General features: G+C 29.3%; 24 protein-coding genes. 10 read left to right on the plus strand and 14 right to left on the minus strand.

Going from position 1 to position 26,697, the window contains the following annotated elements:
* Positions 1-16: 16 nt before the first annotated feature.
* Positions 17-1,723: an ABC transporter transmembrane domain-containing protein gene (locus P9515_RS04425; protein ID WP_041710589.1), complete on the minus strand. Its 1,707-nt coding sequence runs from the start codon at positions 1,721-1,723 to the stop codon at positions 17-19.
* Positions 1,724-1,779: 56 nt separating this feature from the next.
* On the opposite strand from P9515_RS04425, the gene P9515_RS04430 reads away from it, so the two are divergent.
* Genes P9515_RS04430 through folP form a run of 3 tightly spaced genes read left to right on the plus strand, consistent with a single transcriptional unit; the run spans position 1,780 to position 3,560 of the window.
* Positions 1,780-1,956 (plus strand): RNA-binding S4 domain-containing protein, encoded by a 177-nt coding sequence (locus P9515_RS04430; RefSeq protein WP_041710711.1) that lies wholly within the window; start codon positions 1,780-1,782, stop codon positions 1,954-1,956.
* A gap of 52 nt (positions 1,957-2,008) precedes the next feature.
* Positions 2,009-2,734 carry a triose-phosphate isomerase gene (gene tpiA, locus P9515_RS04435; protein WP_011820215.1) on the plus strand — a complete coding sequence of 242 codons (726 nt, stop codon included), beginning with the start codon at positions 2,009-2,011 and terminating at the stop codon, positions 2,732-2,734.
* A complete protein-coding gene (gene folP, locus P9515_RS04440; RefSeq protein ID WP_011820216.1) occupies positions 2,718-3,560 on the plus strand; it encodes a dihydropteroate synthase in 843 nt (280 codons plus the stop codon). The genes tpiA and folP overlap by 17 nt, the downstream gene beginning before the upstream one ends.
* 13 nt (positions 3,561-3,573) lie before the next feature.
* Here the strand turns inward: folP and P9515_RS04445 are convergent, their stop codons facing one another.
* The gene (locus P9515_RS04445) at positions 3,574-7,581 is read right to left on the minus strand and encodes a magnesium chelatase subunit H (protein ID WP_011820217.1); all 4,008 of its coding nucleotides are present in this window, start codon (positions 7,579-7,581) and stop codon (positions 3,574-3,576) included.
* A gap of 102 nt (positions 7,582-7,683) precedes the next feature.
* Here P9515_RS04445 and dapB point away from each other — a divergent pair, with 102 nt between their 5' ends.
* The 6 genes from dapB to P9515_RS04475 all read left to right on the plus strand — a co-directional run bounded on the left by dapB (position 7,684) and on the right by P9515_RS04475 (position 11,756).
* A complete protein-coding gene (gene dapB, locus P9515_RS04450) occupies positions 7,684-8,532 on the plus strand; it encodes a 4-hydroxy-tetrahydrodipicolinate reductase (protein ID WP_011820218.1) in 849 nt (282 codons plus the stop codon).
* On the plus strand, positions 8,533-9,177 hold the full coding sequence (locus P9515_RS04455; RefSeq protein ID WP_011820219.1) for a hypothetical protein: 645 nt from the start codon (positions 8,533-8,535) through the stop codon (positions 9,175-9,177).
* Positions 9,178-9,202: 25 nt separating this feature from the next.
* Complete coding sequence (locus P9515_RS04460) at positions 9,203-10,357, plus strand: Rossmann-fold NAD(P)-binding domain-containing protein (protein ID WP_011820220.1); 1,155 nt, start codon at positions 9,203-9,205, stop codon at positions 10,355-10,357.
* A gap of 5 nt (positions 10,358-10,362) precedes the next feature.
* Entirely contained in the window at positions 10,363-10,557 is a 195-nt protein-coding gene (locus P9515_RS04465) for a DUF2949 domain-containing protein (RefSeq protein WP_011820221.1), read from the plus strand.
* An 85-nt stretch (positions 10,558-10,642) separates the two neighbouring features.
* Positions 10,643-11,125 carry a DUF3038 domain-containing protein gene (locus P9515_RS09325; protein WP_080513411.1) on the plus strand — a complete coding sequence of 161 codons (483 nt, stop codon included), beginning with the start codon at positions 10,643-10,645 and terminating at the stop codon, positions 11,123-11,125.
* Position 11,126: 1 nt separating this feature from the next.
* Complete coding sequence (locus P9515_RS04475; RefSeq protein WP_011820223.1) at positions 11,127-11,756, plus strand: DUF4335 domain-containing protein; 630 nt, start codon at positions 11,127-11,129, stop codon at positions 11,754-11,756.
* A 428-nt stretch (positions 11,757-12,184) separates the two neighbouring features.
* Here the strand turns inward: P9515_RS04475 and P9515_RS09675 are convergent, their stop codons facing one another.
* Together P9515_RS09675 and mfd are read right to left on the minus strand one after the other, a co-directional pair.
* The gene (locus tag P9515_RS09675; protein ID WP_011820225.1) at positions 12,185-12,346 is read right to left on the minus strand and encodes a hypothetical protein; all 162 of its coding nucleotides are present in this window, start codon (positions 12,344-12,346) and stop codon (positions 12,185-12,187) included.
* Between the two features lie 60 nt (positions 12,347-12,406).
* Positions 12,407-15,934, minus strand: coding sequence for a transcription-repair coupling factor (gene mfd / locus P9515_RS04485; protein ID WP_011820226.1), 3,528 nt, complete (start codon positions 15,932-15,934; stop codon positions 12,407-12,409).
* 74 nt (positions 15,935-16,008) lie between these two features.
* Here mfd and P9515_RS04490 point away from each other — a divergent pair, with 74 nt between their 5' ends.
* Entirely contained in the window at positions 16,009-16,719 is a 711-nt protein-coding gene (locus P9515_RS04490; RefSeq protein WP_011820227.1) for a TerC family protein, read from the plus strand.
* On the opposite strand, the gene fmt is transcribed toward P9515_RS04490, so the two are convergent.
* From fmt to P9515_RS04535, 10 genes are all read right to left on the minus strand, one after another.
* On the minus strand, positions 16,716-17,702 hold the full coding sequence (gene fmt, locus P9515_RS04495; RefSeq protein ID WP_011820228.1) for a methionyl-tRNA formyltransferase: 987 nt from the start codon (positions 17,700-17,702) through the stop codon (positions 16,716-16,718). The two genes, P9515_RS04490 and fmt, sit on opposite strands and share 4 nt — an antisense overlap.
* Complete coding sequence (locus P9515_RS04500; RefSeq protein WP_011820229.1) at positions 17,699-19,051, minus strand: TldD/PmbA family protein; 1,353 nt, start codon at positions 19,049-19,051, stop codon at positions 17,699-17,701. Before P9515_RS04500 ends, fmt begins: the two co-directional genes overlap by 4 nt.
* 2 nt (positions 19,052-19,053) lie before the next feature.
* Positions 19,054-20,478 (minus strand): TldD/PmbA family protein, encoded by a 1,425-nt coding sequence (locus P9515_RS04505; protein WP_011820230.1) that lies wholly within the window; start codon positions 20,476-20,478, stop codon positions 19,054-19,056.
* Between the two features lie 36 nt (positions 20,479-20,514).
* On the minus strand, positions 20,515-21,687 hold the full coding sequence (gene acsF / locus P9515_RS04510; protein WP_011820231.1) for a magnesium-protoporphyrin IX monomethyl ester (oxidative) cyclase: 1,173 nt from the start codon (positions 21,685-21,687) through the stop codon (positions 20,515-20,517).
* An 84-nt stretch (positions 21,688-21,771) separates the two neighbouring features.
* The gene (locus tag P9515_RS09415; RefSeq protein WP_011820232.1) at positions 21,772-22,731 is read right to left on the minus strand and encodes a DUF2996 domain-containing protein; all 960 of its coding nucleotides are present in this window, start codon (positions 22,729-22,731) and stop codon (positions 21,772-21,774) included.
* A 78-nt stretch (positions 22,732-22,809) separates the two neighbouring features.
* Complete coding sequence (locus P9515_RS04520; protein WP_011820233.1) at positions 22,810-23,268, minus strand: hypothetical protein; 459 nt, start codon at positions 23,266-23,268, stop codon at positions 22,810-22,812.
* A gap of 61 nt (positions 23,269-23,329) precedes the next feature.
* The gene (locus tag P9515_RS04525) at positions 23,330-25,552 is read right to left on the minus strand and encodes an RNB domain-containing ribonuclease (RefSeq protein ID WP_011820234.1); all 2,223 of its coding nucleotides are present in this window, start codon (positions 25,550-25,552) and stop codon (positions 23,330-23,332) included.
* Between the two features lie 68 nt (positions 25,553-25,620).
* The gene (locus P9515_RS09330; protein WP_071818452.1) at positions 25,621-25,932 is read right to left on the minus strand and encodes a TMEM165/GDT1 family protein; all 312 of its coding nucleotides are present in this window, start codon (positions 25,930-25,932) and stop codon (positions 25,621-25,623) included.
* Positions 25,933-26,259 carry a TMEM165/GDT1 family protein gene (locus tag P9515_RS09335; protein WP_011820236.1) on the minus strand — a complete coding sequence of 109 codons (327 nt, stop codon included), beginning with the start codon at positions 26,257-26,259 and terminating at the stop codon, positions 25,933-25,935.
* A complete protein-coding gene (locus P9515_RS04535) occupies positions 26,256-26,603 on the minus strand; it encodes a YkgJ family cysteine cluster protein (RefSeq protein WP_011820237.1) in 348 nt (115 codons plus the stop codon). The genes P9515_RS09335 and P9515_RS04535 overlap by 4 nt, the downstream gene beginning before the upstream one ends.
* Between the last annotated feature and the right edge of the window lie 94 nt (positions 26,604-26,697).

Consider the following 26,697-nt stretch of genomic DNA (forward strand, 5'->3'; position numbering starts at 1 on the left):
AATAAATTAAATATAGTCAGGATATCTTAATCAACTGTTTTTCACATAATTCTTTATAAATGCCATCCTTATTTAAAAGATCAATATGTTTCCCACTATCGATAATTTTACCTTTATCAAAAACCACTATTTTATCTGCTCCCTGAGTCGTAGATAATCTGTGAGCAATAATAATCACAGTTCTATTATTCATAGCTTGATTTAACCCTTTTTGAACTTCTGCTTCTGATTCTGCATCTAGGGCACTAGTAGCCTCATCCAATAAAAGTATAGATGGATTTCCTAATATTGCCCTAGCAATCGCAATTCTTTGAATCTGGCCTCCTGACAAGTTTGTACTTCTTTCGCTTATTTTAGTTTCATATTTACTTGGAAGTTTTTGAATAAATTTATGTGCATTTGCAATCTTGGCTGACTTGATTACATCTTCTTCACTGAAATCTCTCCCCATTTTTATTACTTCCATAATTCGTCCGGAGAATAAAAAAGGTTGTTGTTGAACTAAAGCTATATGAGTCCTTAAATCAATAGAGCTTATAGATTTTATTTCTTTATCATCTATTAAAATCTTGCCTTTACTAGGAGTGATGAATTTTAGGATTAAATTCATCATTGTACTTTTACCAGCTCCTGAAGATCCAACGAATGCAATTACCTGTCCTTTTGAGATTTCCAAAGTTATATCTTTTAAAACTTGATTGTTCTTTTTATATTCAAAACAAACTTTTTTGAATTCAATTTTTCCTTCTATTTTTGATATATTTTTTAAAAATTTATCATCCTGTTCTAGCGGTTCCAAATTTATCTTTCTTAATCTTTTTAAAGAAGCCTCCGCTTGCTTGTATTCATTAAAGTTAGTGCTAATATGGCTGATTGGGTCTATAAGCATTAGAATTGCTGCAAAAAAACTGCTGAATTCTTCGCTAGTTAATAGACCTTGGTTAATTCTTAATGCTCCTATACCTAAAATTGCCAATATTCCAAAAGCTTCAATAAAACCTACAATTGGATGTTGGAACGCTAGTAACTTAAGTGTTTTATATTTTGCTTTTTTATTATTTCTCAATCTTTTATTAAATCTTCCCTTAATCCAATTTTCTGCTGCAAATGCTCTTATCGTTGAAATCCCATTTATAGACTCTCCTATTAAACCGGCTAAATCGCTTGTTGATTCTTGACTTTTCTCGGCAGCTATTAAAACTCTTTTCCCAAAGCTATTTACAGAAATAACAATTATCGGTGCAATAATTAAAGTAGATAATGATAATGACCAATCTAAATAAAACATATAAATAGTTACGGCTAGTAATTGCAGAACACATGGCAATGTATCTTGAAAAGATTTATAAATCACTTCACTGACTCTGTCAGCATCTTCTGTAAGCCTGTATGTAATATCACCAGCAGAGATATTATTAATAAAGTTCATTTTAATTTTTTGAATATTACTAAATAATTTTTGTCTCATTACTTCACTTATTTCCAGTGAAGGCTCAGCAATATATACATCTTGACCAAATTGGGCTATTTTTTGAATCAAGAAAATAACAAGAGTACTGAGTATTATATTCGAAACACTTTTAAGATCCCCTGCGCCTATTGCGGGTATTAATTTTCCTGCTACAAAAGCTAATATTGGCCAACATACTACATAAACAATCATGCATACAAACCCTTTAAGAAATCTATTAATATAGGGAGTGATTGGTGGAATTAATCGCAAAATATTCTGTTAATGTATTTCTTTTACTTTATCAACAGCTGAGGTTTTATAAAACAATGAAATTAGATCAATTTTTAAAATGGCATAACTTTGTTTCTTCTGGGGGCGAAGCAAAAATCTTTATAAAATCTGGTCAGGTTAAAGTTAATGGAGAAATAGAAACAAAACGAGGAAGAAAATTAGTCAAAGGAGATAAAGTTATGTTTCTAAAAAATGAATTAATTTTTGAATAATTAGCCTATTAGCTGCAAGTTATATTAGTATTATTTTCTTGGACAATATATTTTGAGAAAATCTGTAATCGCCGGTAATTGGAAGATGCACATGACTTGTGCTGAAACAAAAAATTATTTGGAGGAATTTATTCCTCTTATAAAAGACCTTCCTAATGATAGGAAGATTGTTATTGCCCCTCCATTTACAGCAATTTCAACTTTTTCGAGTTACTCTAACTTTGATTATTTAGATATTGCAAGCCAAAACATTCACTGGGAAGATCAAGGTGCTTTCACAGCAGAAATTTCTCCAAAAATGCTTATTGAACACAATGTTAAATATGCAATTGTTGGACATAGTGAACCTAGGAAATATTTCAGTGAAAGTGATGAACAAATTAATAAGAGAGCAGTATTTGCTCAATCAAGTGGTCTCACTCCAATAGTCTGTGTTGGTGAAACTCTTGAACAAAGAGAAAGAGGAGAAGCTAATAGAGTCATCACAAGACAAGTTGAACAAGGATTGGAGAATACTGATCCATCTAATCTCATAATTGCTTATGAACCTATATGGGCGATTGGTACCGGTAAAACTTGTGAAGCAAGTGATGCCAATAAAATATGTGCTTTGATAAGGGAGTTAATAGGTTTTGATGATGTAATTATTCAATATGGAGGTTCTGTTAAGCCTAATAATATTGACGAGATTATGTCGATGAGCGATATTAATGGAGTATTGGTAGGGGGCTCTTCTCTAGATCCAATTAGTTTTTCAAGAATTGCAAATTACGAATAATAATTATCCTTGGCCTGATTATTGGGGACGAAAAACTTCAATAATGGGGATTATAAATTTAACTCCCGATTCATTTAGTGATGGAGGTGAATTTTGCTCAACTGAAAAAGTTTTAGAACAAGTAAATAATTTTGTATCTAATGGAGTAGATGTTATAGATCTTGGTGCTCAAAGTACCAGACCTGGTGCTTTAGAAATTGGAGCAAAAAAAGAATCAAAAATTTTAATACCTTATTTAAAAAAAATTAGAAGCCAATTTCCCAGTATTCTCATATCTATTGATACATTTAATTCTGAAGTTGCTCATGACGCTCTCCTAAATGGAGCTGACTGGATTAACGATGTCACTGGAGGTAGGAGAGATGAGGAGATATTAGATGTTGTTTCAGAATTTAATTGCCCTTTTGTAATTACTCATAGTAGAGGAAATAGCCAAAACATGAATAATTTGACAAATTATGATGATTTAATAAGGAATATAATAGATTCTCTTGAAAATTTGAGCAATATAGCAACAAGTAAAAATGTTCCTAAAGATAAAATAATTTGGGATCCTGGTATGGGATTTTCAAAAGATACTAATCAAAACTTAGAAATTTTAAGAAATATTGATGCCTTCAAAAATTATGGGTTCCCTCTTTTGATTGGTGCTTCTAGAAAAAGATTTATTGGAGATATACTTGAGGAAGATAATCCAAAGGAAAGAGACATAGGAACTCTTGCTATTAGTTGTTTTTGTTCTCAAAAAAACTTACATCTTGTAAGGGTTCATAATGTAAAAATAAATTATCAAGTTTTAAAAGTCTCAGATCAAATTTTTAGGTAAAAAATATTAAAATTTATTCTTTAACTCCTTCAATTTTATCTTCTACCTCTTGATAAAGTTCTTTTAATTGTTCAATATTTTCATCTGATGTTTCCCAATAACCTCGCCCATTAACTTCTAATAATGTACCTACAATTCTTCTGAAACTATTAGGATTTAAATCCATAAGCCTCTTCCTCATTTCTTCATCATTGATGAATGTTTCATTAGTTTCTTCGTAAACGAAGTTATCTACCTGGCCGCTTGTTGCACTCCATCCAAGTGTGTAGTTTAGTCTATTAGAAAGTTCTCTAACCCCTTCATATCCTGATTTAAGCATCCCCTCATACCATTTTGGATTTAAAAGTTTTGTTCTTGAATCAAGTCTAATAGTCTCGCCTAGTGTCCTAACTTGAGCATTAGAAGTAGTTGTATCAGCAATGTAGCTACTAGGTTCTTTTCCATCCTCTCTTAATGTTTTTATTAATTTAGTTGGGTCAGAATCAAAATAGTGACTTACATCAGTTAGAGATATTTCAGAAGAGTCGAGGTTTTGAAATGTTACATCAGCCGTTTTCATGACAGACTCAAACACATCCCTTTTTTGGTTCATTTCTCCTGGATTATCAGCATTAAAAGCATATGTTTTTCTTGATAAATACATTTCTTGCAATTCATTTTCTTCTTCCCAGGTCGAATTTTCAACAGCTAAATTGACATTTGAACTATAACTGCCACTTGCATTAGAAAATACTCTTGCTGAAGCTTCCCTTATAGATGTCCCCTCTTTTTCTGCTTGTTCTAAGGAATGTTTTCTTACAAAATTAGATTCTAATGGTTCTTCCGCTTCTGCAGCTAATTTTACAGCCTGATCAATAAGTGCCATTTGGTTAATAAACAGGTCTCTAAAGACGCCTGAACAATTCACAACAACATCTATTCTTGGTCTCCCAAGCTCCTCTAAAGAAATAAGTTCTAATTTATTTATTCTTCCAACAGAATCAGGTTTTGGTTTAACTCCAATAAACCATAAAATTTGTGCAAGAGATTCACCATAAGTTTTGATATTATCCGTTCCCCATAAAACACAAGCGATTGTCTCCGGCCAAGTTCCTTGCTCTTCTTTTTGTCTATCAATAAGTTTATCTACAACAGATTTAGCTGCCGCTACAGCAGCTGTGGTAGGAATTGATTGTGGATCAAGTGCATGGATATTTTTTCCACTTGGTAATACACTTGGGTTCCTAATAGGATCTCCTCCGGGTCCAGGTAATACATAATTTCCATCTAATGCTTTGATGAGGCTATCCATTTCCTTATCAGCACAAACCTGCTCCAAGCAGAATAATAAATAGTCAAATAATTTGTTTAATTCTTTTTGATTTACGTCATTAAATCCATTCAATCTACAGATCCTCAGCCAAGGAGTCGGAAAATTTAATCCAAAGATTTTCAAGAAGTCTAATAATTTGGAAAATAGAGATTTCTCCAAATAAACCCTTCCATCAACTATTTTTAAAGAGTTGACCATTGCAAATATTGATTCTCTGGCAGTTTTAATAATTTTTTCATTAAGTTCAACAAACTTAAGTTCTCCTTTATTATTGCCGTCATAAACTTCTTCTATTTTTAGATTTATTGATTCCGCCAATAAACCAGGAAGAGACCTTAGACCCTCTTGTTCTCTCTCTAATGAAGCTATGTTTACTAAGGTAGCAACAGCCTCCTCAGCTGTTGGAGCCTCTCCAATTGTATGTAGTCCACAAGGTAATAATCTACTTTCTATTTCCATTAATTGTTTATATATATTTCCTACGAATAGGTCTCTTTCTTCAATAGTTATTTCGTCTACCTCTCCCATTGGAAGATCTACATCTTTATCAAGATTACATTGCTTTGAAGTTTCTACAATTGCATTTACTATTTGAATACCTCTACTGCTTTCTCTTAATTGTTGATAAGAGCCTACAAGCTCGCTTAATTCTTTAAGACCTTTATATAGACCTGCATTTTCGGCAGGAGGAGTAAGATAACTTATAGTTGATGCATATCCTCTTCTTTTGGCGATTGTTGCTTCTGATGGATTATTCGCTGCGTAATAATATAAGTTTGGAAGGGATCCTATTAAAGAGTCGGGGTAGCAAGTTTCACTCATACCCATTTGTTTGCCAGGCATAAACTCAAGTGAACCGTGTGTTCCAAAATGAAGAACTGCATCTGCTCCCCATATTTTTTCAACATAGGTGTAATAAGCCGCAAAGCCATGATGAGGGCTGGCACTTCTTGAGTAAAGTAATCTCATTGGATCACCTTCATAGCCAAATGTTGGTTGTACTCCTATAAAAACATTTCCAAAATGTTTTCCGTAGATAAGTAAATTTTGACCATCGCTGTTTAAGTTGCCCGGAGGTTTCCCCCAGTTCTCTTCTAATCTATTTGAGTAGGGTGTAAATTCTTCGTATTCTTTTACAGTCATTTTATGTGCAATATTTAGTTCAGGAGAACCATCCATTGCCTCTGGATTATTAATAACCTTTTCCATTAATTCTTTTGAGTTTTTAGGAAGATCATCAATTTGATATCCTTTATCTTTCATTTCTAAAAGAACTCTATAAATAGATCCAAATACATTCAAATAAGCCGCTGTACCAACATTTCCTTTGTCAGGAGGAAAACTAAATACAGTTATCGCTAACTTCTTTTCTTCTCTCTTTTTAACTCTTAGAGTGGACCACTTTATTGCTCTTTCTGCAATTACATCCACTCTATCTTGGAGAGTATGAGCCTTTCCTGTAGCGTCATCACGTCCTGAAAGAATTATTGGTTCAATAGCTCCGTCTAACTCTGGAATCGCAATTTGTAGGGCAACTTGAACAGGATGCAGCCCTAAATCACTCTCCTCCCATTCTTGAGTTGTCTGAAATACTAAGGGTAATGCGACCATATAAGGTCTATTTAGCTTTTTAAGAGCATCTATAGCCTTCGGATGATCTTGTCTAGCAGGACCACCAACTAGTGCAAATCCTGTTAATGATACGACCCCATCTACTATTGCACTTTTCTTATCAGTTGAATAATAAAATTCATCTACAGGTTTAGAGAAATCTAATCCACCGCAAAAAATAGGAACTACTCTAGCCCCTCGATATTCTAGTTCTTGAATAACAGCTACATAATGAGCATCATCTCCAGTGACGATGTGACTTCTTTGAAGAACTAATCCTATAGTTGGAGTATTGTTATCCTTTGGTTTTATATCATTTCTATTATCTTCCCAATTTTGATATTCACCAAGAGTTTCAAACATATTTGGCGCTAATGGATGCCATATTCCTAAATCAGGAAATGTTTCAGGATCTTGGATTTTAAACTCTTCTAATTGATCTTTTAAATTTTCAGTAACTACATATTTTTCTGAAATCATAAGTAAAAAATTTTTCAGATTCTCTTTAGTTCCCCCGAGCCAATATTGAAAACTTAAAATAAATGTTCTTGCATCTTGCGCTTTCTCAACGGGTAAATATTTCAGAATTGAAGGTAAAGTATTCAGCAATTTCAACATAGAATCTTGGAAACTTGCACCATCAGATTCTTTCTTCTTTTTAATAAGATCTCCGATGATACTTTTAGATTGACCAAGTTGAGCCATACTAAATGAACCCAATTTATTTAATCTCATCACCTCAGGCATTGAGGGAAAGATAATAGAAGCTTTAAGTTTTTCTTTGTATGGAGAGACAGCATCGACAACTTTTTGTGCTAAGTCTTCAATGAAGATTAATGAAGCAACAAATATGTCAGCATCAGCTATGTCTATTTTAAAATCTTCGTAATTTTTTTCGTTTCTTAACTCTTCAATTAAATAACCACTAAGATCTATCCCTACAGGGCCGTTCATATCGTTTATTGATTTTGCAGCTTCGGTTAAGGAGTTTTGGTATTGTGGCTCAAGGACAACATAAACTGCTTTAATAACAACTTTATGTTTGTTATCCTCAACAGGAGATACTCTGCGACTTGCTGAGCGGACCTGCGTAAACATTGATTTTCTTTAAGTATTTTTACCAGCCTACGGGTGAATTGACGTTATTGTGTGCTTTATAAATAGCGTGTAACAACCTTTAAAAATTTTATTTTATTAAAAATGACCGAAATTTCAAAAAAAACCATTCCTGTACTTGTTTCTGGAGCATTAGGAAAAATGGGGAGGGAAGTTGTAAATTCCGTTTTAAATGCCTCAGATTGTGAACTTGTTGCAGCAATTGATATAAATAAAAAAAATAATGGAGAAAATATCTCGCAATTATTAAATTTAAAAAGCAGCGAAATTTTTGTTTCAAATGATCTAGAGGGAACTTTATGTTCAATCAGTCAAAACTATAGAAATCAAGAAATAAATCCTGTTTTAGTAGACTTTACACATCCAGATTCTGTCTTTGAAAATACTAGATCTGCAATAGCCTACGGAATATCACCAATTATTGGAACTACTGGTCTTTCTCCTTCTCAAATAAATGATTTATCTATTTTTGCGCAAAAAGCCGAAGTTGGTTGTGCAATTATTCCTAATTTTTCAGTAGGTATGGTACTTCTTCAACAAGCTGCTTCTGTTGCGGCAAAGTTTTACGATAATATTGAATTAATAGAAATGCATCATAATCAGAAGGCAGATTCTCCAAGTGGAACCTGTATTAAGACCGCTGAAATGATTGAGGAATATCCAAAGCAATACAATGAAGGATTAGTTAAAGAAACTGAATCTTTAAAAGGTGTTAGAGGTGGAGTAAGAGATTCTGGTCTAAATATTCACTCAATAAGATTGCCAGGGCTATTAGCTCATCAAGTTGTAATGATGGGGTCCCCTGGCGAGACATATACGATAAGACACGACACCATTGATAGAAAAGCTTATATGCCAGGTGTATTACAAGCAATAAGAAAAATTGGTAAATTTAACTCTCTAATTTATGGACTTGAAAAATTAATTTTTTAAATGCTTATTCCAATAAAACAAACTCAAATATCTAAACTCATTCCTTCTGTTGGAACAGGGGGGCAATTTAAATATGCTCTTGGAGATCCCAGAAAGATTCTTCAGAGGTTGATTATTTCGTCTATCGGAGGTGTTTTAAATCTTTTACTTTTTATTAATCAATCATCTACTCAGACAGAAAATCTTTGGTTGATATTATGTGTAATTTTTATTCTATATATAATTTGGGGACCAATACTTGAATCCAGTAGAAAAAATATTAGTTATAAAAAATCAAAGTTCTTCTCAATCTTTGATGGTTATATTTCTGATATTTACAAAACTGAAAAAATAGAAAGTTCACGTGAACAATCAAATAGACAAGGTCGTTTAGAGTTGATTGAGAAAAAAAGAACCTGGCTTGTGATTGAATTAGAAGATGAAGATGGGTATTTAGATAAGTTAAGTTTTCCTATGGAAAATAAACATAGTCAAATTAGAATTGGCTCCAATATTAGATGCTTGGTTTCTTCTAATTACCGTAATTTTGATAGAGGTCTCTCTTTGACCGATGCATGGATACCTAATTCAAACATTTGGGTAGGTGAGTATCCATATTTGCTTAGACCAGCGTTTGAAGAAATTTGCTATATTTATTTGAAATGAGGAGACAGTTACATATTTCTTGCAAATGAATAATTATTTAAATTTTAAAATTGTAGGTTCAGGCCCTACAGGTTTGCTTTTGGCAATAAGTTTATCAAAATTAAATTTTAATATATACCTTACAGATACTCTAACTAGAGAGAAACTCATAAACAAAGATAAAACATATGCTATTACTCATTCCACAAGAAAAATACTTTCAAAATTTAATCTTTGGGATAAATTAAGTTCTTATCTTTATAAATTTGATTCTCTTTCAATCTCAGACAGTGTTATCTCAAAGTTCACTATATTGACTACTCCTGATTTAGATAAAGATATAAGTTCTTTAGATACTATTGGATGGGTAATTAAACATTCCGAGCTTATGAATGTTTTTTTCGATGAGATTGATAAAGTAGACAATATATCTTTTAAATCTTCCTTAGATTTATCTTATGAAAAGATTAATTTTGATTATAAATTTATTTCAACTGGAGCAAATTCAAATTATAAAAAAAATCATAACTTTTTATCTTTTAAAAAATCATATAATCAGTCTTGCTTAACGTTTGAGGTTTTAGTTAGAGGTAATGTTCAAAAACGTGCATATGAAATTTTTAGGAAGGAAGGCCCCTTAGCATTGTTACCTTTGGATTATAATAGATACCAAATAATATGGACATCTAGCACTTCTAAATCAGTTGATAGATTAAACTCTAATAAAAGCTTTTTGTTAGATAATCTATCTACAATATTACCTGAATGTTTTAAGCTAGATCAAATTAATAGCGAAATTAATCTCTTCCCTGTTTCACTATCTTTATCCCTTCCAATTTTTAATTTCAATAAAGAAGTACTTGTAGGAGATTCATTTCATACCTTTCACCCTGTAGGTGGTCAAGGACTAAATACTTGCTGGAGGGATGTTAATGTGATTTATGACATGTTTAATAAACATTTATCTACAACTAATAATGCTTTAAATATATTTAAATATAAATATTATTTTAAAAGATCTTTAGATATATTTTCAATTATTATTATTACAGATACTTTAATTAAACTTTTTGCTAACAATAATATTATATTATTACCTTTTAGAAAAATCTCATTTTTACTTTTAAATAAGTCTCATTTAATAAGAAAGTTTGTCTTAAATAAGATGACTAAGTCTTTAATCTTTTCATCTATTAAATAATATTTATGATTAATAATTCAAATAGTAAAATAATATCTTTTCTTATGGATGAAATTGGTTTAGAAGAGCCTTCAATTGAGCTAGGAATAAAGTTGTCAATAAAGAATAATATCCCACTACCAATTCTCCTTTGGAGTTATGGAATGTTGACAATTGAAGAGCTGGATGATTTATATACATTTTTGTTTAAAAGAATATAATAGATATTCTGTTATAATTTTTATATAGCTTTCAAAGTTAATCATTACTACTTTATTTAAAGGAAAAAAGATATCAAGAGAATCTATTCAAAGACTTGATTTGCTTTTATTAGCATTAGAAACTATTGATCTAAATGGTGCTGAGTCTCTATATTCTTTATCGGGTAAACTTAAATTAAATGAGGTTTTACCTAATAAAGTTACTATTTGGAAATTAAGGAATAATAATCCAATGAGAAATTCATTTAATAATAATAATATTAAATTTGAGGAATTTGAAGCATTGATTAAACTAACAGCTGAAATGGGAAAGTTTTTATATCCTTATATAAGGCAAATACTTCAATCCAGAGATGATTTCAATAGGAACCCCAAAGAATGGAATGAATTTAAGAGTAGATATATTGAATTAATTAGTGAGAGATTTAATACTAATAGTATGAGAGTTAAACGCCTGCTTGATCCAAATTATAATGACGAAGTTTTCATAAAAATCATACTTACATTAGCGTTTTGCATTTCAGATGATGGTTTTTTAAAATTGAAAACAACTCTCCTTAATTATTGATATGTTGCAAAATAAAATTTCATTTAATCAATCATCAGTCAGTCTTGAAATTATTGGATTACCTGATTATTCGAATAACGAAAATATAGATAATATATCAATTATTTCTCAATGGAAACTTATGATTATTGACAAACCAGTTATTGAGGGAAACATAGATCATCTAAGTTCGGTAATGAAGGCATTCTATTCTTATTCTATTTCTTTTTTACATGATGAAATCGCATTATATGAGTCAAGTTTTATAGATATTAAACCTCAAAATTACTATACACATATTCTCCATTTAAAAAGTTCAAAACCTGAGGTTAAGCCATTAAATATTAAAATTGGCAATTCAACATTAGCAGACATAATCTCTTGCTTTGATCAATTAACCTCTTCAAGTCAAGTGAAAAAAATATCTTCTAGTGAATTTAAAAGGTTAAAGAAAAAAAAGAAAAAAAATTTATTGGATAAAAAAAATATTTCAAATTTATTATTGCCACCATTAGTTTCCTTATTCTCCATTTTTCTTGTATCTACTGCTTTCATCTATTTTTATGATGGAAATGATAGTGATAGTAATCGCTCATTATTAAAGAATAAAAACAAACTTATTAGCATTGAATCCATAAACAAGTTACTATAAAAAAAATAATTCTCATCTAAGAAGAATTATTAAATAAATTGCGTAATTTTTATAAATGGTTGATTTGAAAATACCCAATTTGAATAAGAAATCTAATAAATTTTTTTTAAAAAAGAAGTTAACTTTAAGAAGAAAATCCAAGAGAAAGCTAATAAATGAAAGCATTATTATGTTGTCTCTTAGTATATTTATTTTTTATCTTAATTATATAATTCCAAATCAAATATCCATCTTAAATAATCTGTCTAATAATTTCAATAAATTATTTGCTAATTTTTTGTTGTCATTGTCATATTTTTACGAAATATGTATAGGTTTGTTTATTATTATCTCTTTAATATTTGCTTTGATTCTGATGTTGGGCTCCCTCTCAAGATTTATTAAAATTATGAAAAGAAAAAAAAGAAGAATTAATTTAAATTAAAAATTTAAATAGGATTCATTAATCCTCCACTTCCTGAATCAGAATCGTCATCGTCATTTTCAGTCTCAAAATCAATTAGTGCGTAAGCTCCAACCGCAATTGATGAAAGTAATAATGTAAATGGTAACATCGAACTTTGCAATCCGACATCGATGTATTCGCCCATACAATAAGTAAATTTTTACAAACCTAACGGAATTTAGACTCTTTCGTGATTATTAAATATTTATTTAATATTTAAGTTTTTGGATTCAACTGTATTTTTATCGAAGTTATTTATTTCATTTACAAATAAACCTAACCAATAAATTAACTGATCAATTTGATTTTGTATATCAGTAATACCTATCCCTCTAATTGTTATTTTTGAGAACTGATCATCTTCCTCAAAACTAAATTTATTTTGAATATTTGTTGGTAACGCTTTTTTAATAAGTTTAAATGTTGAGATTTTTAATCTAGTCTCTATTATTATGTTAGGTTTTTTAAGTTTAATTTTATTAAAGCCACATTTTTTTGCTAATAATTTTAACTTCATTAAAAGTATTAAAGATTCAACAGGTTTGGGTAAAACTCCGTATCTATTAGACCAGTCAGTTGCCAGCTCTGTAAGCTCCTTGTGGGTATTACATTCTGTAGCTTCTTTATAAGCATCTAGTTTCTCTTCTCGGTTTAATATCCAAGTTGCAGGGATAAAAGCATTAATTGGCAAATCTACTTGAGTATCCTTTACTTCCGGTATTTCCTGACCATTTATTTCTGAGATTGCTTCGTGTAACATTTCAATATATAGATCATATCCAATTGCATTAACTTTTCCACTTTGCTCTTCCCCCAATAAACTTCCAACTCCTCTTATCTCCATATCTTTCATGGCAAGTTGATATCCGCTTCCTAGTTCAGAAAAATCTTTTATAGCCTTTAGCCTTTGCTTGGAAGCTTCATTAATGTTGTTTAAATTTGGATAAAATAACCATGCATGAGCTTGTATCCCACTTCTCCCGACTCTTCCTCGTAATTGATAGAGTTGCGATAGCCCAAATTTATGTGAATCTTCAATTATGATTGTATTTACTTTGGGTATATCTAATCCGCTTTCAATAATTGTTGTGCAAATCATCAAGTCTACCTCGCCATTATTAAATGCAATCATTGCATTTTCAAGATCTATTTCATTCATTTGGCCATGAGCAACTATAAATTTTAAATCATTAAACATATTTGTTAATTTATTAACGGCTTGATCAATATCCGATATTCTTGGAAGAACGTAAAAGATTTGACCACCTCTATCAAGTTCTTGACTTATTGCAGTTCTGATTACATCCATATCAATTTCAGATAAATATGTTTTAATTGATCTTCTGGATGGTGGAGGAGTATTTAATAAACTCATTTGTCTAAGGCCAGACAAACTCATGTAAAGGGTCCGTGGTATTGGTGTGGCCGATAGAGTTAACACGTCAATATTAGTTTTAATATTTTTAATTTTTTCTTTTTGTCTAACTCCAAATCTTTGTTCTTCATCAATAACAAGCAATCCTAAATTTTTTATTTCGATTTCTTTTCCTAAAATTTGATGAGTGGCTACAACTAAATCAATCTTATTATTTTTTAAACCAGCATAAATATCTTTTTTCTCACTACTAGTTTTAAATCTATTAAGTAAAGAAACTTTTATTGGATAAGGTGAAAATCTATTATTAAAAGTTCTCCAATGTTGTTGAGCTAAAATTGTTGTTGGAGCAAGTAAAATCACTTGCTTCCCTGATGTAATTGCTTTAAAAATTGCTCTTACTGCTACTTCTGTTTTTCCGAAACCAACGTCTCCACAAACTAATCTATCCATAGGTTTATCACTTTCCATATCAATTTTGATTTCCTTCACGGCTGTTAGTTGATCAGGAGTAGGTTGGTAAGGGAATGACTCTTCTAATTCTTTTTGCCACGGTCCATCTTCAGGATATATATGGCCTTTAAGTTTCTCTCTTTTTGCGTAAAGTTTTAGAATATCATAAGCAACTTTTTTTATTATTTTTCTATTTTTATCTTTAATTTTTAACCATTCTGCTCCTCCTAATTTATTTATTTTGGGCATAATTTTACCAGTAGATCTATATCTGTTTATGCTCCCTAGTTGATCAGCAGCAACACTTATTTTTCCATCAAGATATTTAATAACTAGATAGTCTCTTGATTCACCTGTTATATTTATTTTTTCTAATTTTAAGAATTGTCCAATACCATGATTTTTATGAACTATATAGTCTCCAGGATTAATTTTATTAACATTTATATTTGAATTTACGCTCCTTTTTCTTCTCCTTATAAAGACATTATTAAATAAAGCTTGTTGTGAAAATAATTCCTTATCTGTTATTAAAATTATCTTCCATATTGGGAGATAAAAACCTTCTATTTCATAGTTGTTTTTATTTTTAATAATAACTGGTGTAGGAATATCTATTAATTTATAAGCGTTATCAAGATCATTAGGTTTTTCCAAATAATTAGTATTGCAATCATGTTCAAAGAGTAAACTCCTTGTTCTTAATGGCTGTGCAGATAATATCCAGACTTTATCTTTATTTAAGATAAATTTATTAATTTCTTTTGAAAGTTTACCTATGTTTTTAGAGGATGAATTTATACGTTTATCTGATAAAAGAAATCTGTTATCTAAATTTCTCTTTGATTCAAATTCATACAAGTTTATTACAATAAAATCACTGAATGTTTTTAATATATACTCGAATTTTTCATGTAGATTAGGTTTAACTTTTATATTTATATTATTGGACCGTAAGTTTTGAGTAATTTCATCTTTGAAATGATCAAAATTATTAACTGATTCAATATACCAATTGTTTGCAAATTTAGTGCAGTCATCTATTTCATCTATAACAATAATTGAATCTTCATTTATATAATTTATAAGATTAGATGGATATTCTTCAATTATTCCTAAGTATCTATCTAGATTATTTTTAGTTGTTATTTCTTCTGAATTAAAAACCCCTTCGTCTGATAGTAGTTCTAACTTTTCTCTTATTAATGAATTATATCCAACCTGTACAATCTCAACTTTATTAATACTATCTAACGTTCTTTGAGTTACTGGATCATATTCTCTAATTTTATCAATAATATTATCGAAGAATTCTATTCTTATGGGTAGTTCATTGTTAACTGGGTATATATCAATTATTTCTCCTCTTCTGCTCCAAGAACCTTCCTGTGAAGTAAGATTTTCCTTGTTATAACCTAATGAAACTAACTGACTTGTTAACTCTTTTATTTCTATAGCTAAACCCTTATTAAGTGTTATTATTTTTTGCTTAAATATATTTTTTTTAATTAAATGTGGTTGAAGAGATCTTTCAGTTGTTATTATTATATTTTTTTCTTCTTTGTCATTATTTATTAGTTTTGAGATAACTGATAACTGTGAATATTCAGTCTCTTTTGATTTATTAATTGATCCGTAAGGTAAATTTTTACTAGGTGGATAATATAAGATATTTCTGTTACCTATACTATTAAAATATCCATACCATTTATAAGCAATTTCTTCATTAGGGCTCACAAGTATAATATTTTTATTTTCTTTTTTTGCTAAACTATTTATAATAATAGATTTTGCATATCTACTAGACCCAATGATATTTAGTTCTTTATTTTTTTCAATTCTTTTTACTAACTCTGTTATAATTTGTGAATTTGAAATATAACTAATTAAGGAGTTTAAACTCATTTATTTCTAATTAACTTGATTACTACTTAAGGTTATATTATATTATATTTTATAAAGATTGTGAATAATAATAGATGGATTCAGCCGCAATAAATTCTTTTATTCCAACGCTAGATCAAGTTGATAGTTGGTCTGAGATTCTTACACTTCTACCAATTTTAATTATTTTAGAATTGCTACTTTCGGCTGACAACGCTATAGCTTTGGCTTCACTCACTAAATCTCTTGATAGTCCAGAATTAAGATCTAAGGCCTTAAATATAGGTATCACTATTTCTTTATTATTTAGAATATTTCTTATTCTATTATCTAATATTCTTCTGAAATTTATCATAATTCGAATTTTTGCAGGACTGTATCTTATTTATTTATTTATTTCAAATGTTTTTTTAAGTAATGAAACCGATTTACAAAATTCTGACAATGACAAAACAAATATTAATTTCAAATTTTTAAAGATTGTAGCTTTGCTATCTTTTACTGATTTTGCTTTTTCAATAGACAGTATTACAACAGCTGTTGCTATAAGTGATCAATATATTCTTATTATTTTTGGAGCAATTATAGGTGTATTAGCATTACGATTTACCTCCGGCATCTTTCTTAAACTTTTAGAGAAATTTTCAAGGCTAGAAACTGCCGGTTATATCGCTATTCTTATTGTTGGGATTAAGCTTCTTCTAAATACATTAATTACAGAGACAATTCTTCCTGATTATTATTTTTATATTTTGATATTAATCTCCTTCCTTTGGGGTTTGTCCAAAAGGGAGATAATAACTTAATCTGAGAATTTTTCTCCTATAAGAGGATTTAATTGTTGTAAAAGCTGCTTTTGCTTAGATATATTTTTACCCTCTAGTTTTGCCTCTAATAAAAGAATTGGATCAGTTTTAGTTGATATAATGATACCTTTGTTTTCTATAAGACCAATAACGTATCCAGGTTTAAATTTATCGCTTACAATTTTATAATTTTTATTCTGTATCTCATCTGTTGTTAGAATTTTTATTTTAATTATTTTTAGATTTTTCTTTTTAAATGTTGTACTAACTCTAGGGTATAAGGCATTTATTTTTCTGTATATATCAGTTGAATTATTTGCCCAATCTATTATGTAGTCTGATTTGTTAATCATTCTTGCATATTTTAATTTTCTTTGAAGATCTTTTTGTTTTTTAAGTAAATGATTAATATCTTTATTTTTATTTTGCTCTATTTTTGATATCGCTTTTAATAATAATTCTGATGATAAATCACTTAATTTTTTTGTTAACGTCTGAAGATTATCTTCTTTCTCAATTTTGATTTGTTTTTCAACTAATACATCTCCAGTATCTAATCCTTCTTCCATTCTCATTATTCCAACACCAGTAAAATCATCTCCCTCCAATATTGACCATTGGATGGGAGCGGCACCTCTCCATCTTGGAAGTAGTGATGCATGCGCATTCCATGATTTATATTTAGGAATATCTAATATTTTTTTTGGTAATATTTTTCCATAAGCAATAACAACAAACAAATCGCAAGAAAATTCTTTAAGTAAACTTATAAAATGATCATTTTTCTTTAAAGTTTCAGGTGTGAAAACTGGAAGCCCTTCCTTCATAGCATATTGCTTTACTGGGGACGCTATTAATTTATTACCTCTAGATCTTTTTTTATCTGGCTGCGTTATGACAGCTAAAATTTCATGATCTGATTTTTTTAATACTTCAAGACTTTTTACTGAATATTCAGGAGTTCCCCAAAATATAATTCTCACTCGTCTCCAGTTATTGATAATTCACTAATCCAAATATGTGGGGAAATTCCACTTGTAGTTAATTCTTCTTCATTTTCAATATTAACTATATTTCTAAGAAGATATTTTATATCCCCTGCTACAGTCGCAGACTCAATTGAGGATTTTTTCCCATTACTATAAATCCATCCCTCGAAAGGAAGAGAAAAGGATCCTTGACTGGCTCTTACTCCTGCATGAATAGCATTCAATTCTTCAATATATACAAACTCTCCTTCATAATTTGTATGCTCCAATGACATATTTAGTTCCGAACAATCGCTTGATCTTTCAATTACTAGCCAATCTGGAGAAACCGATACTTTTGAACCAAGACCTGCATGACCAGTAGGTATGGTATTAAAAATTTTTGCTGTCGATTCAGAATGTAGAAAGTTTTCTAATTTACCTTTTTTAATTATGCTCAGTTTTTTTGTTGGAGTGCCTTCACCATCGAATGGTGCTGAAGATATATTTTTATCATTAAGTCCATCATCATAGATATTCAAAGCTGAGATTGAAATCATGTCGCCTATGGAGTTTTTATCTGAAAGACTTACACCATCAATAATGCTTCTTGCATTGAAGAGTGAACTAAAGGCATTTATTATTGTCAGAAAGGCTTCAGGTGATAGACAAACTAAATACTTACCAGTTTTTATTGATGAATAGTCTAAATGTGCAATTGTTTTCTTTGAAGCTTCTTTAATGCATGATTCAATATCAATGTCTTCGACACCATAACCAAGTTTAACTGAACCTGAACTCCTGGGTTTTTTATCTTTTTCTTCTGCTCTGGCATATAAATATAAAGCAGCTTGACTTTTACTGTAGTTTCTAAATGCGCCATCACTATTGGCATAAATTCTTTCGTAAAAACTTTCTGACAAACCATTGTAAGGAATAGATTTAATAGCTTCGTGACTGTCAATAAGTTTCGATTCGGCTTCCCTAAGAATTTTAAGTAGCTTTTTAATTCCTAATGGATTCTTTTTATCTATTTCTTTAACTTGTATAGGATCTTTGGCTAATGGAGAAAAATCGGTAAATTCATTTTTATTTCCAAATTCTGAGGCAATATTTGCTTGTTTTAAGGCTTTTTTGATTCCAGTTTCACTTAAATCACTTGTCGTAGTTATACCAACTAAATTTTCTTTATTCCAAACTCTCAACGTTATAACCTGTTTTTGAGAAGCTTTTAATTGTTTTGCTGCACCTCTATCAACTTGAACAGAATAATCATTAGAAAAACTAGCTCCGTAATCCCATTTATCGATATTTAATATATTTGCTGTGTGTTTTATTTGATTTGTTATTTCTGTTGCATTCATTTTTATCTACCTCCTACAGTTATTGAATCAACTTTTATATGTGGCTGACCGACTGTTACATTTACGCTTCCGCTTACTGAGCCACAAAAACCTGGTGCTAACTCTAAATCATTTCCACACATAGATATTTTTGGCATGACTTCTTTCGCGTCCCCTATCAATGTGGCTCCTTTAACAGGTTTAGTTAATTTTCCATTCTTTATTAAATAACCTTCCTCAACAGCAAAATTAAATTGACCTGTCGCCCCTACACTTCCACCTCCCATAGATTTACAGTAAAGCCCATCAGCAATACTATTTATTAATTCTTCCTTTGTGAATTCACCTTTAGCTATATATGTATTTCTCATTCTTGATGCAGCAGCAAATGAATAGTTTTGCCTTCTACCACTACCAGTTCTTTTGTGACCAGTTCTTAGTTCACCTGCTCTATCAGAAAGAAATTTCTTTAAAATTCCATTCTTAATAAGAATTGATTTCTCAGGTTCCATTCCTTCATCATCAATGGATAATGATCCAAAGGATCCTTCTGAGAGGCCTTCATCTATAGCCGTAACTGATTCATGAGCAATTTTTTTATTTAACTTATCGCTAAATGGAGTTGTTCCGCGTTCAATCTGTGTTGTTTCGAGTAAATGACCACAGGCCTCATGAAATATTACACCACCAAATTTATTAGCTAAAACAACTGGCATTTGTCCAGCTTGTACATAGTCTGCATACAACATATTCAATGAACTCTCATATACTTCATTTGCTGCTTTTTCATGGTCCCATAATCTAAATTCATTAGGAATTCCGTGTGATCCAAATCTTCTACTGCCGTTCGATCGATATTGAGCATCATTAGCAATTAAGTTAAGTCCTACTGTTTGATGTAATCTAATATCAGTAGCGTAAGTTCCGTCACTTGAAGCTATTATTACTTCTTGCCAATTTCTTGAGTAGCTCCCTTTCCTCACAACAACTTTGTTGTCCTTTTTTAGACACTTTGTGCTGAGTAATAATTTTTCACTTATTTCGTATATTGTAGGTACTTCATTAATCCAATTGATTTTTGACTTACTGTAATCCTTTAGTTTATTAAGTCCATTGAATATAGAATTATTTGTTTTTTCAGTTATATCTAACATTTCAATAGCTTGAGAAATTGATCTCATTAATCCATGTTTTGATAAGTCGTTCGTGCTAACAAAACCATCTCTTTTATCTTTAAATATTCTTATACCTGCTCCTTTACCAAATGATGGACTAACACTTGTAATAAAATCTTCTTCTGCAAGAACACTTGAATTATCCGAATTTTCAATAAACAATTCTACAAAATCAGCACCAAGTGATATTCCATAGAAAATAACTTCTTCTAGAAGTTTTTTATTACATTCTCCAAATTTAATTTCACTAGTGTTAATAATCGAAGATACCATTTGAATCTTATAGCTTATTCTCTTAAGTAGGTCGGATTATCTTATTGATGGTTGAAAATCGTTGCTTTCAAGAGGTTTTAATAAGTATAGTCTTATCAGTTGATAACCGTTTGAAATAAAGATAGGTAATTTAGAAATAACTTTAATTAAATTTGAATTATTTCTTTTATCTATGGCTGATAAGAGAGTACCATTCTCAACTATTTTGTCTAATCTTTTGTAAAAAGATTCATCATAAACATTTAAAACAACGGGAAATACTCTGGCTGAGGTTTCATTTGTTTTGTTAATAACAAACTGGTCATATTCTCTAGCGTTTAATCCTAGTGCTCCATAAAAATCTTTTTTTGTTCCAAGATCTCTTATATACATTGTTGCAAAAACAGCTAGTAGAAAGAATCTAGACCATAATTTTGAAACTATAGGATGATTATTTAAAAAATATCTAAATCTATGGTAGTAATCAAAAATCGGATGTTTAAAGGTATAACCGAAGATCTCAAACTTATGACTTAAACTTTTTACTGTTCGGGGTTGTGCTTTCATTAATGCATCAAAGAAATCCCCATGTCTATTTTCATCTTGACACCAATTTTCAAAAAAATTAAAAAGAGGGAAGATCTTACCACCAGGGTTTTTTTCGAGGTGTCTGAAAATTGCTATATATCTCCAATATCCAATTTTTTCAGATATGTAGGTAGCGTAAAAAATTGCTCTAGGAGCAAAATATGTATAATCTTTGTTGGCTGTAAGAAAACCTAAATCCAACTGTAAACCAAAGTCATTCATGGATTTATTCAAGAATCCTGCATGTCTTGCTTCGTCTCTAGCCATATGAGCGAAACATTCTGCAAGAAGTGGGTTCTTATCTTTTATTCTTTTACTTAATTCTTTATACAATAGGAAGCCTGAAAATTCTGAAGTGCAACTTCCTTCAAGAAAATCAACAAAAAGTTCTCTAGTTTCAGGATCTAGTTTATCTGCAGCACCCTCAAACTCCTTATTTCTTACAAAGTGATGTCTATTATAATCTTTTCTAAATTCTTCACATATTGCTTCAAGTTCTTCTTCATTAATGGATAAATCCATTTTTTCCATAGCTTCAAAATCGGTCGTATAAAAATTTGGGGTCAATATTGTATCCTTTGCGATATCCTTTCCCCTATTAATCGATTTTCTATTATTTGTTGTAATTGTTTGTTGAGGCATTTTCCATAATTCGTTATTACTATTATTTACTATTTATTGCATTTTTGAGTAAAAAGTTAACTAGGTGTTATTCTTTTAGATTTTTTAATTAATCCCAATTAATTTCTGACCATTTAATCTTTGCAGAATTCTAGAAATGATTAATTTGAGAGTTATTCTTTTTTCATCTATTAAAAATGATTCAATCACACTTGGTTTTTGATTAGATTTACATAACGAAATACTTTTTGATGAGCTTATGTCTTCTTTCTCAAAGGATAGCCAGAAATTACATATGTCTTTTATTTCGCAGAAAACAACCCAACATTTATCTCCAGCAATTGGTCTTGATGTGTTTTTTAGATTAATTTCTTTAACTTCAAATCCTCTTAATTTAAATTCCTGAATTATTGAAGGTAGTAAATGTTCATTAATAAATTCTTTAAAAGGTTTTTTTTCAATAGGAATTTCCTTTTTTGGCTTTATTTTTAAAGGTTTTAAATTTTCCTCTGCAACTTTTTCTTTATTAATATCTTTGTTTACTTCTTTTGAATTTTCTTTTGCAACTTTTTCTTTATTAATATCTTTGTTTACTTCTTTTGAATTTTCTTTGGAAACTTTTTCTTTATTAATATCTTTGTTTACTTCTTTTGAATTCTCCTCTGAAATTTTTTCTTCATTAATTTCTTTGTTTACTTCATTTGATTTTTCTTTGGCAACTTTTTCTTCATTAATTTCTATGTTAACTTCATTTGAATTTTCTTTTGCAACTTTTTCTTCATTAATTTCTTTGTTAACTTCATTTGATTTTTCTTTGGCAACTTTTTCTTTATTAATATCTTTGTTTACTTCTTTTGAATTCTCCTCTGAAATTTTTTCTTCATTAATTTCTATGTTAACTTCATTTGAATTTTCTTTTGCAACTTTTTCTTCATTAATTTCTTTGTTTACTTCATTTGATTTTTCTTTGGCAACTTTTTCTTTATTAGTATTCTTGTTATCCTTTTTAAAAGTATCTTTTTCATTAATATAACTATCTCCTATAGAATCTACATTTTCTTCCATAACAACAAATTAAACTTCAGGTATTATTATAAATAGAATTTTACATATTTTTATCAATATTTAAAATTAACTATATTTTCACCATTCGGAACCATTATTATTCCAATCATCGTCTGATTGCGTATTATTGATTGATTGGTTTCTACCTTTGAATTCGTTTTCGCCATTATTTTTAATAACACGGTAATTAACAGAAATTGTGGGTTGAGGATCTCTTATATCTCTTTCAGGAGTAATTTCATACTGTTCATTATTTTCGTCTTTATTTGTAAGATATTCATCTTCATCAGTTGTTTTATCATCATTATCAATTATACGTTTAGTAATAAAGTTATTATTTATTGATTTGTTTAATAAAGAACTCATTAATAATCCAGATACAAAAGAAATACAGATTAATCTACCGATAGAGACTTCTTCAACATTCCAAATTAAATATCTAAAAGAGGATTTTTGTTTGTTATTTATTAACAATAAAATCTGTATTATTAATATTAAGAAAATACTTAATAATATACCTTTTTTTTTATAATTCATTTTATTGTAAGTTATTAATAAAAATTAATTAAATTGTTTAGAGTATATAGATTAGTTATCTCTAAACAAGTTCAAGATCTATTTGATATTTAAGAATATCAACCTTAATAATTTTGACATCAATTATATCTCCAATCTTATAAGATTTCTTTGATTTTCTGCCAATTAATACGTTTTGTCGAGATCTATATTCGTACCAATCATTACTTAGGGTACTTACATGTACTAAACCTTCCACAAATAACTCTCTTATCTCAACGAAAAAGCCATAACTTTGAACTGTCATTATTAAACCGCTATATGTATTTCCTATAAGTTTTTCTGCTTTTCTTACTTGTTTTATATTAATCATATTTAACTTGAATTGCCTTACTTTATTTTTATATTCGTTAATTTTGTCTATTAAATGTTGATTAAATAATAAATCCATACTTTTTAAAGTTGTTGAATTATAAATACTCCAACTAACATCTTTCCAAGTGTCCTTTTCCATAATATTAATAATATTTCCTTTAGTATTTTTGGTTCTTTTACCATTTATTATCATGTTATAGATATTGTATTGATTAATTAAATTTATAAAATCGTATGATGGTAAAGTCCATGGTGAAATAATTTTTTTAGAATCTATTTTATTAAAATCTTTTGTTATCAGTTTCACTTCATTATCTCTTAAAACATTTATTAATAACTTATGCAAAATTCTTTTTTTATTATCATCATCGCTACATAATTCAACTAATTGCTTAAATGTTAAGGTGCCATTTTCATTTAGCTCGATATCACTATTTATTAATTCTGAATTTTTAATAATTTCACTAATATTTATGTAATCTAACTCTTGGGAAATATATGAAGCATTAATTAAGCCGTATTTATTTGAATGTTTAAACCATAATGAATTAGCCTCGTATAGTAAAGGTGATAAATATGATTGAATATCATTATTATTTAATGGTTCAAAATATTCCTTTGAATAGTCAACAGGATTGTGGACTAATAATTCCCTTAAAGAATCTATATTACTATTTGGTTTTGGTATCTCAATTTTTCCATGCAATATTTGTTTTGTTCTAAAAAACTTAGATATTTCTATAATTTTATCTAAATCTTCTATGTAATCCTTAATAGGTTTGAGGATTCTCGACGTAATTCTAGTACTACTTTTCCTCGTTAATAGGGCATCTAAATGTTTATTCTCCACTAAAAGTGTACATTTTACTTTTGTCAAATGGAATGACCAGTTTGTTATTTCATTCTCAGTATTAATATCTATACATAAACTTATAGCTTCATTAATTTCTCCTACATTAAATTTTGAAGAATTGCATATTTCCTCACTAATATAAGGTTGCCATTTTTCTAGCAAAGGGAATGATTCAAAACTATTAAAAAATACTTCTAAGCCCTTCTTACTACTTAGATCTATTTTTTCTGCAATTGTATTTGTGTGAACCCAGAGTTTATATGAATCATCTTTATTTTTGTCTATTTGAAATATTGGAAGTGTTGGTGAATTTTCACCATTCCAACTTTTGAACATATATGAATTTTTATTCGTTAAATCTAATCTTGGAAGTTCATTTTTTCCAGCAATTTTTGGATCTTTAAGTTTGATAATTCTATTAAGATTACTTTTAGATAATACGAAATCTGCATCTAGTTTTTCGTTATTATTTAGTTTTAATTCCTTTATGACATGACCAACTCCGTCTTGTTGTCCAATTGGGAATAGGTCAATCTCTATTTTTACAATATTTTTATTATCAGGAATATATTTATATTTTTCATCTTCTTTTGGGAGTTTTATTTTAGATAGAATTCTGTCATCAATAGGTACTCCATATATCTCCTCGTTGATTACTTCAACTTTTGCTAAAAGTATTTGGTTTGTTCTTTCAAGTATACAATCTACTATTCCTTCAGGTGATCTTCTTCTAACTCCTTCTTTTATTATTCTTACAAGAACTTTATCTCCATTCCAGGCACAATTAAGTAAATTTTCTTTGATGTATATATCTTCCTTATTGTTTTCTCTAACTGCAAAGCAATATCCCTTGCTGCTACATCTAATCCTCGCAACTAAATGATTACTTTCTTTAACATTGAAATATTCATTATTTTCATTTTTATCTATTATTTCAAGTTCTTCTAATGCTCTTAATGCAATATCTAACTTATCTTTATCCGCATTTTTTGATAATTTTAATAATCTGCATAATTTTTTATATTCCAATCCTTCCTCTTGTTTTAATTTATCAATTATTGAGGAGGTTGAAAACATAATGACCCTAGATATTCAACTGATGTGTAGAGATACGTTTACATTATATCTTTCTTTTTAATCAAAAACTAATTAATATTCCTTTCTTTATTATAAGCTTCATTTGAAATGAATGAATTTATAAAAATTCTAATCCCAAGAATAAAAAAAGTTAATGATGCTATTGATTTCAATATAATTTCGGGTACAAAATTTGAGATTGACCCACCTGCTAATGCTCCTATTAAACTTGCTAAAACAAGAGCAGTTGAAGAACCTAAAAAAACAGCTAATGGTTTATTGGATGTACCACTCATTGTTAAAGTGGCTAACTGCGTTTTGTCTCCAAGTTCAGCAATAAATATTGTTAGGAATGTCGACAAAATTAAGCTTAAGATCATTTATATGAAAGGTCTAATAATGTCATATCCTAAGAATAAACTAATTAGTATCATTAATAAACCTGTAAAAAAGGCAAATTTATTAGGAGAAATTTTATTTGATAGCCATTTACCAATTAAAACACCTACTAGGCTAGAACTTATTAATGCTATTGAACTACCTAAGAAAACAATAACTGGTTTTCCCGATTCTGCTGATAACATTAATGTTGCTATTTGCGTTTTATCGCCAAGTTCAGCAATAAATATAGCTGTAAATGTTGTTGTAAAAACAGATGAAAATCTTTTTTCGACGTTTTTGTCTTCTTTTTCTAAATTAATATTCATTTTGTAGAAATAGCCGTTTTAAAAGCCTTCATTTGTTTACTTTTTCTCCCATAAATTGATGATATATGTTGATTACAGCATTCTATTAAAAATTTATCTCCTTTTTTTAAATAAGCTTTGAATGATTTTGAAAATTCACTTACACGACAAAAATGAGGTCTAGATTCATAAATCATGCACGCTTTTTTTGATTTATCAAAATATTTACACCAACCATCCTTCCTTGTCATTGAATTTATTAAATCAATATCTTTACGACTTAGTACACTTGATATGTTTTTTCTCTCAGCTAAATCAAAACGACAACAAGCTCCACAATTTTCTATACAACTCCATGACTTCATAATTTAATTCAATCTTGTAACGTATTGGTACAGTTGAAAGGTTTATTTGTAAAAATAGTATCACATCACATCATTATTTACATGGCAACTCTTA

Source organism: Prochlorococcus marinus str. MIT 9515 (genome assembly GCF_000015665.1).
In the GTDB taxonomy this organism is placed as follows: Bacteria; Cyanobacteriota; Cyanobacteriia; order PCC-6307; family Cyanobiaceae; genus Prochlorococcus_A; species Prochlorococcus_A marinus_P.

Bases quoted from the DNA above. Each gene is read 5' to 3' on its own strand.
- P9515_RS04430 (WP_041710711.1), top strand. From the start codon at position 1,780: ATGAAATTAGATCAATTTTTAAAATGGCATAACTTTGTTTCTTCTGGG.
- P9515_RS04445 (WP_011820217.1), bottom strand. From the start codon at position 7,581: ATGTTTACGCAGGTCCGCTCAGCAAGTCGCAGAGTATCTCCTGTTGAG.
- dapB (WP_011820218.1), top strand. From the start codon at position 7,684: ATGACCGAAATTTCAAAAAAAACCATTCCTGTACTTGTTTCTGGAGCA.
- P9515_RS04455 (WP_011820219.1), top strand. From the start codon at position 8,533: ATGCTTATTCCAATAAAACAAACTCAAATATCTAAACTCATTCCTTCT.
- P9515_RS04460 (WP_011820220.1), top strand. From the start codon at position 9,203: ATGAATAATTATTTAAATTTTAAAATTGTAGGTTCAGGCCCTACAGGT.
- P9515_RS04465 (WP_011820221.1), top strand. From the start codon at position 10,363: ATGATTAATAATTCAAATAGTAAAATAATATCTTTTCTTATGGATGAA.
- P9515_RS04475 (WP_011820223.1), top strand. From the start codon at position 11,127: ATGTTGCAAAATAAAATTTCATTTAATCAATCATCAGTCAGTCTTGAA.
- P9515_RS09675 (WP_011820225.1), bottom strand. From the start codon at position 12,346: ATGGGCGAATACATCGATGTCGGATTGCAAAGTTCGATGTTACCATTT.
- mfd (WP_011820226.1), bottom strand. From the start codon at position 15,934: ATGAGTTTAAACTCCTTAATTAGTTATATTTCAAATTCACAAATTATA.
- P9515_RS04490 (WP_011820227.1), top strand. From the start codon at position 16,009: ATGGATTCAGCCGCAATAAATTCTTTTATTCCAACGCTAGATCAAGTT.
- P9515_RS04500 (WP_011820229.1), bottom strand. From the start codon at position 19,051: ATGAATGCAACAGAAATAACAAATCAAATAAAACACACAGCAAATATA.
- P9515_RS04505 (WP_011820230.1), bottom strand. From the start codon at position 20,478: ATGGTATCTTCGATTATTAACACTAGTGAAATTAAATTTGGAGAATGT.
- acsF (WP_011820231.1), bottom strand. From the start codon at position 21,687: ATGCCTCAACAAACAATTACAACAAATAATAGAAAATCGATTAATAGG.
- P9515_RS09415 (WP_011820232.1), bottom strand. From the start codon at position 22,731: ATGGAAGAAAATGTAGATTCTATAGGAGATAGTTATATTAATGAAAAA.
- P9515_RS04520 (WP_011820233.1), bottom strand. From the start codon at position 23,268: ATGAATTATAAAAAAAAAGGTATATTATTAAGTATTTTCTTAATATTA.
- P9515_RS04525 (WP_011820234.1), bottom strand. From the start codon at position 25,552: ATGTTTTCAACCTCCTCAATAATTGATAAATTAAAACAAGAGGAAGGA.
- P9515_RS09330 (WP_071818452.1), bottom strand. From the start codon at position 25,932: ATGATCTTAAGCTTAATTTTGTCGACATTCCTAACAATATTTATTGCT.
- P9515_RS09335 (WP_011820236.1), bottom strand. From the start codon at position 26,259: ATGAATATTAATTTAGAAAAAGAAGACAAAAACGTCGAAAAAAGATTT.
- P9515_RS04535 (WP_011820237.1), bottom strand. From the start codon at position 26,603: ATGAAGTCATGGAGTTGTATAGAAAATTGTGGAGCTTGTTGTCGTTTT.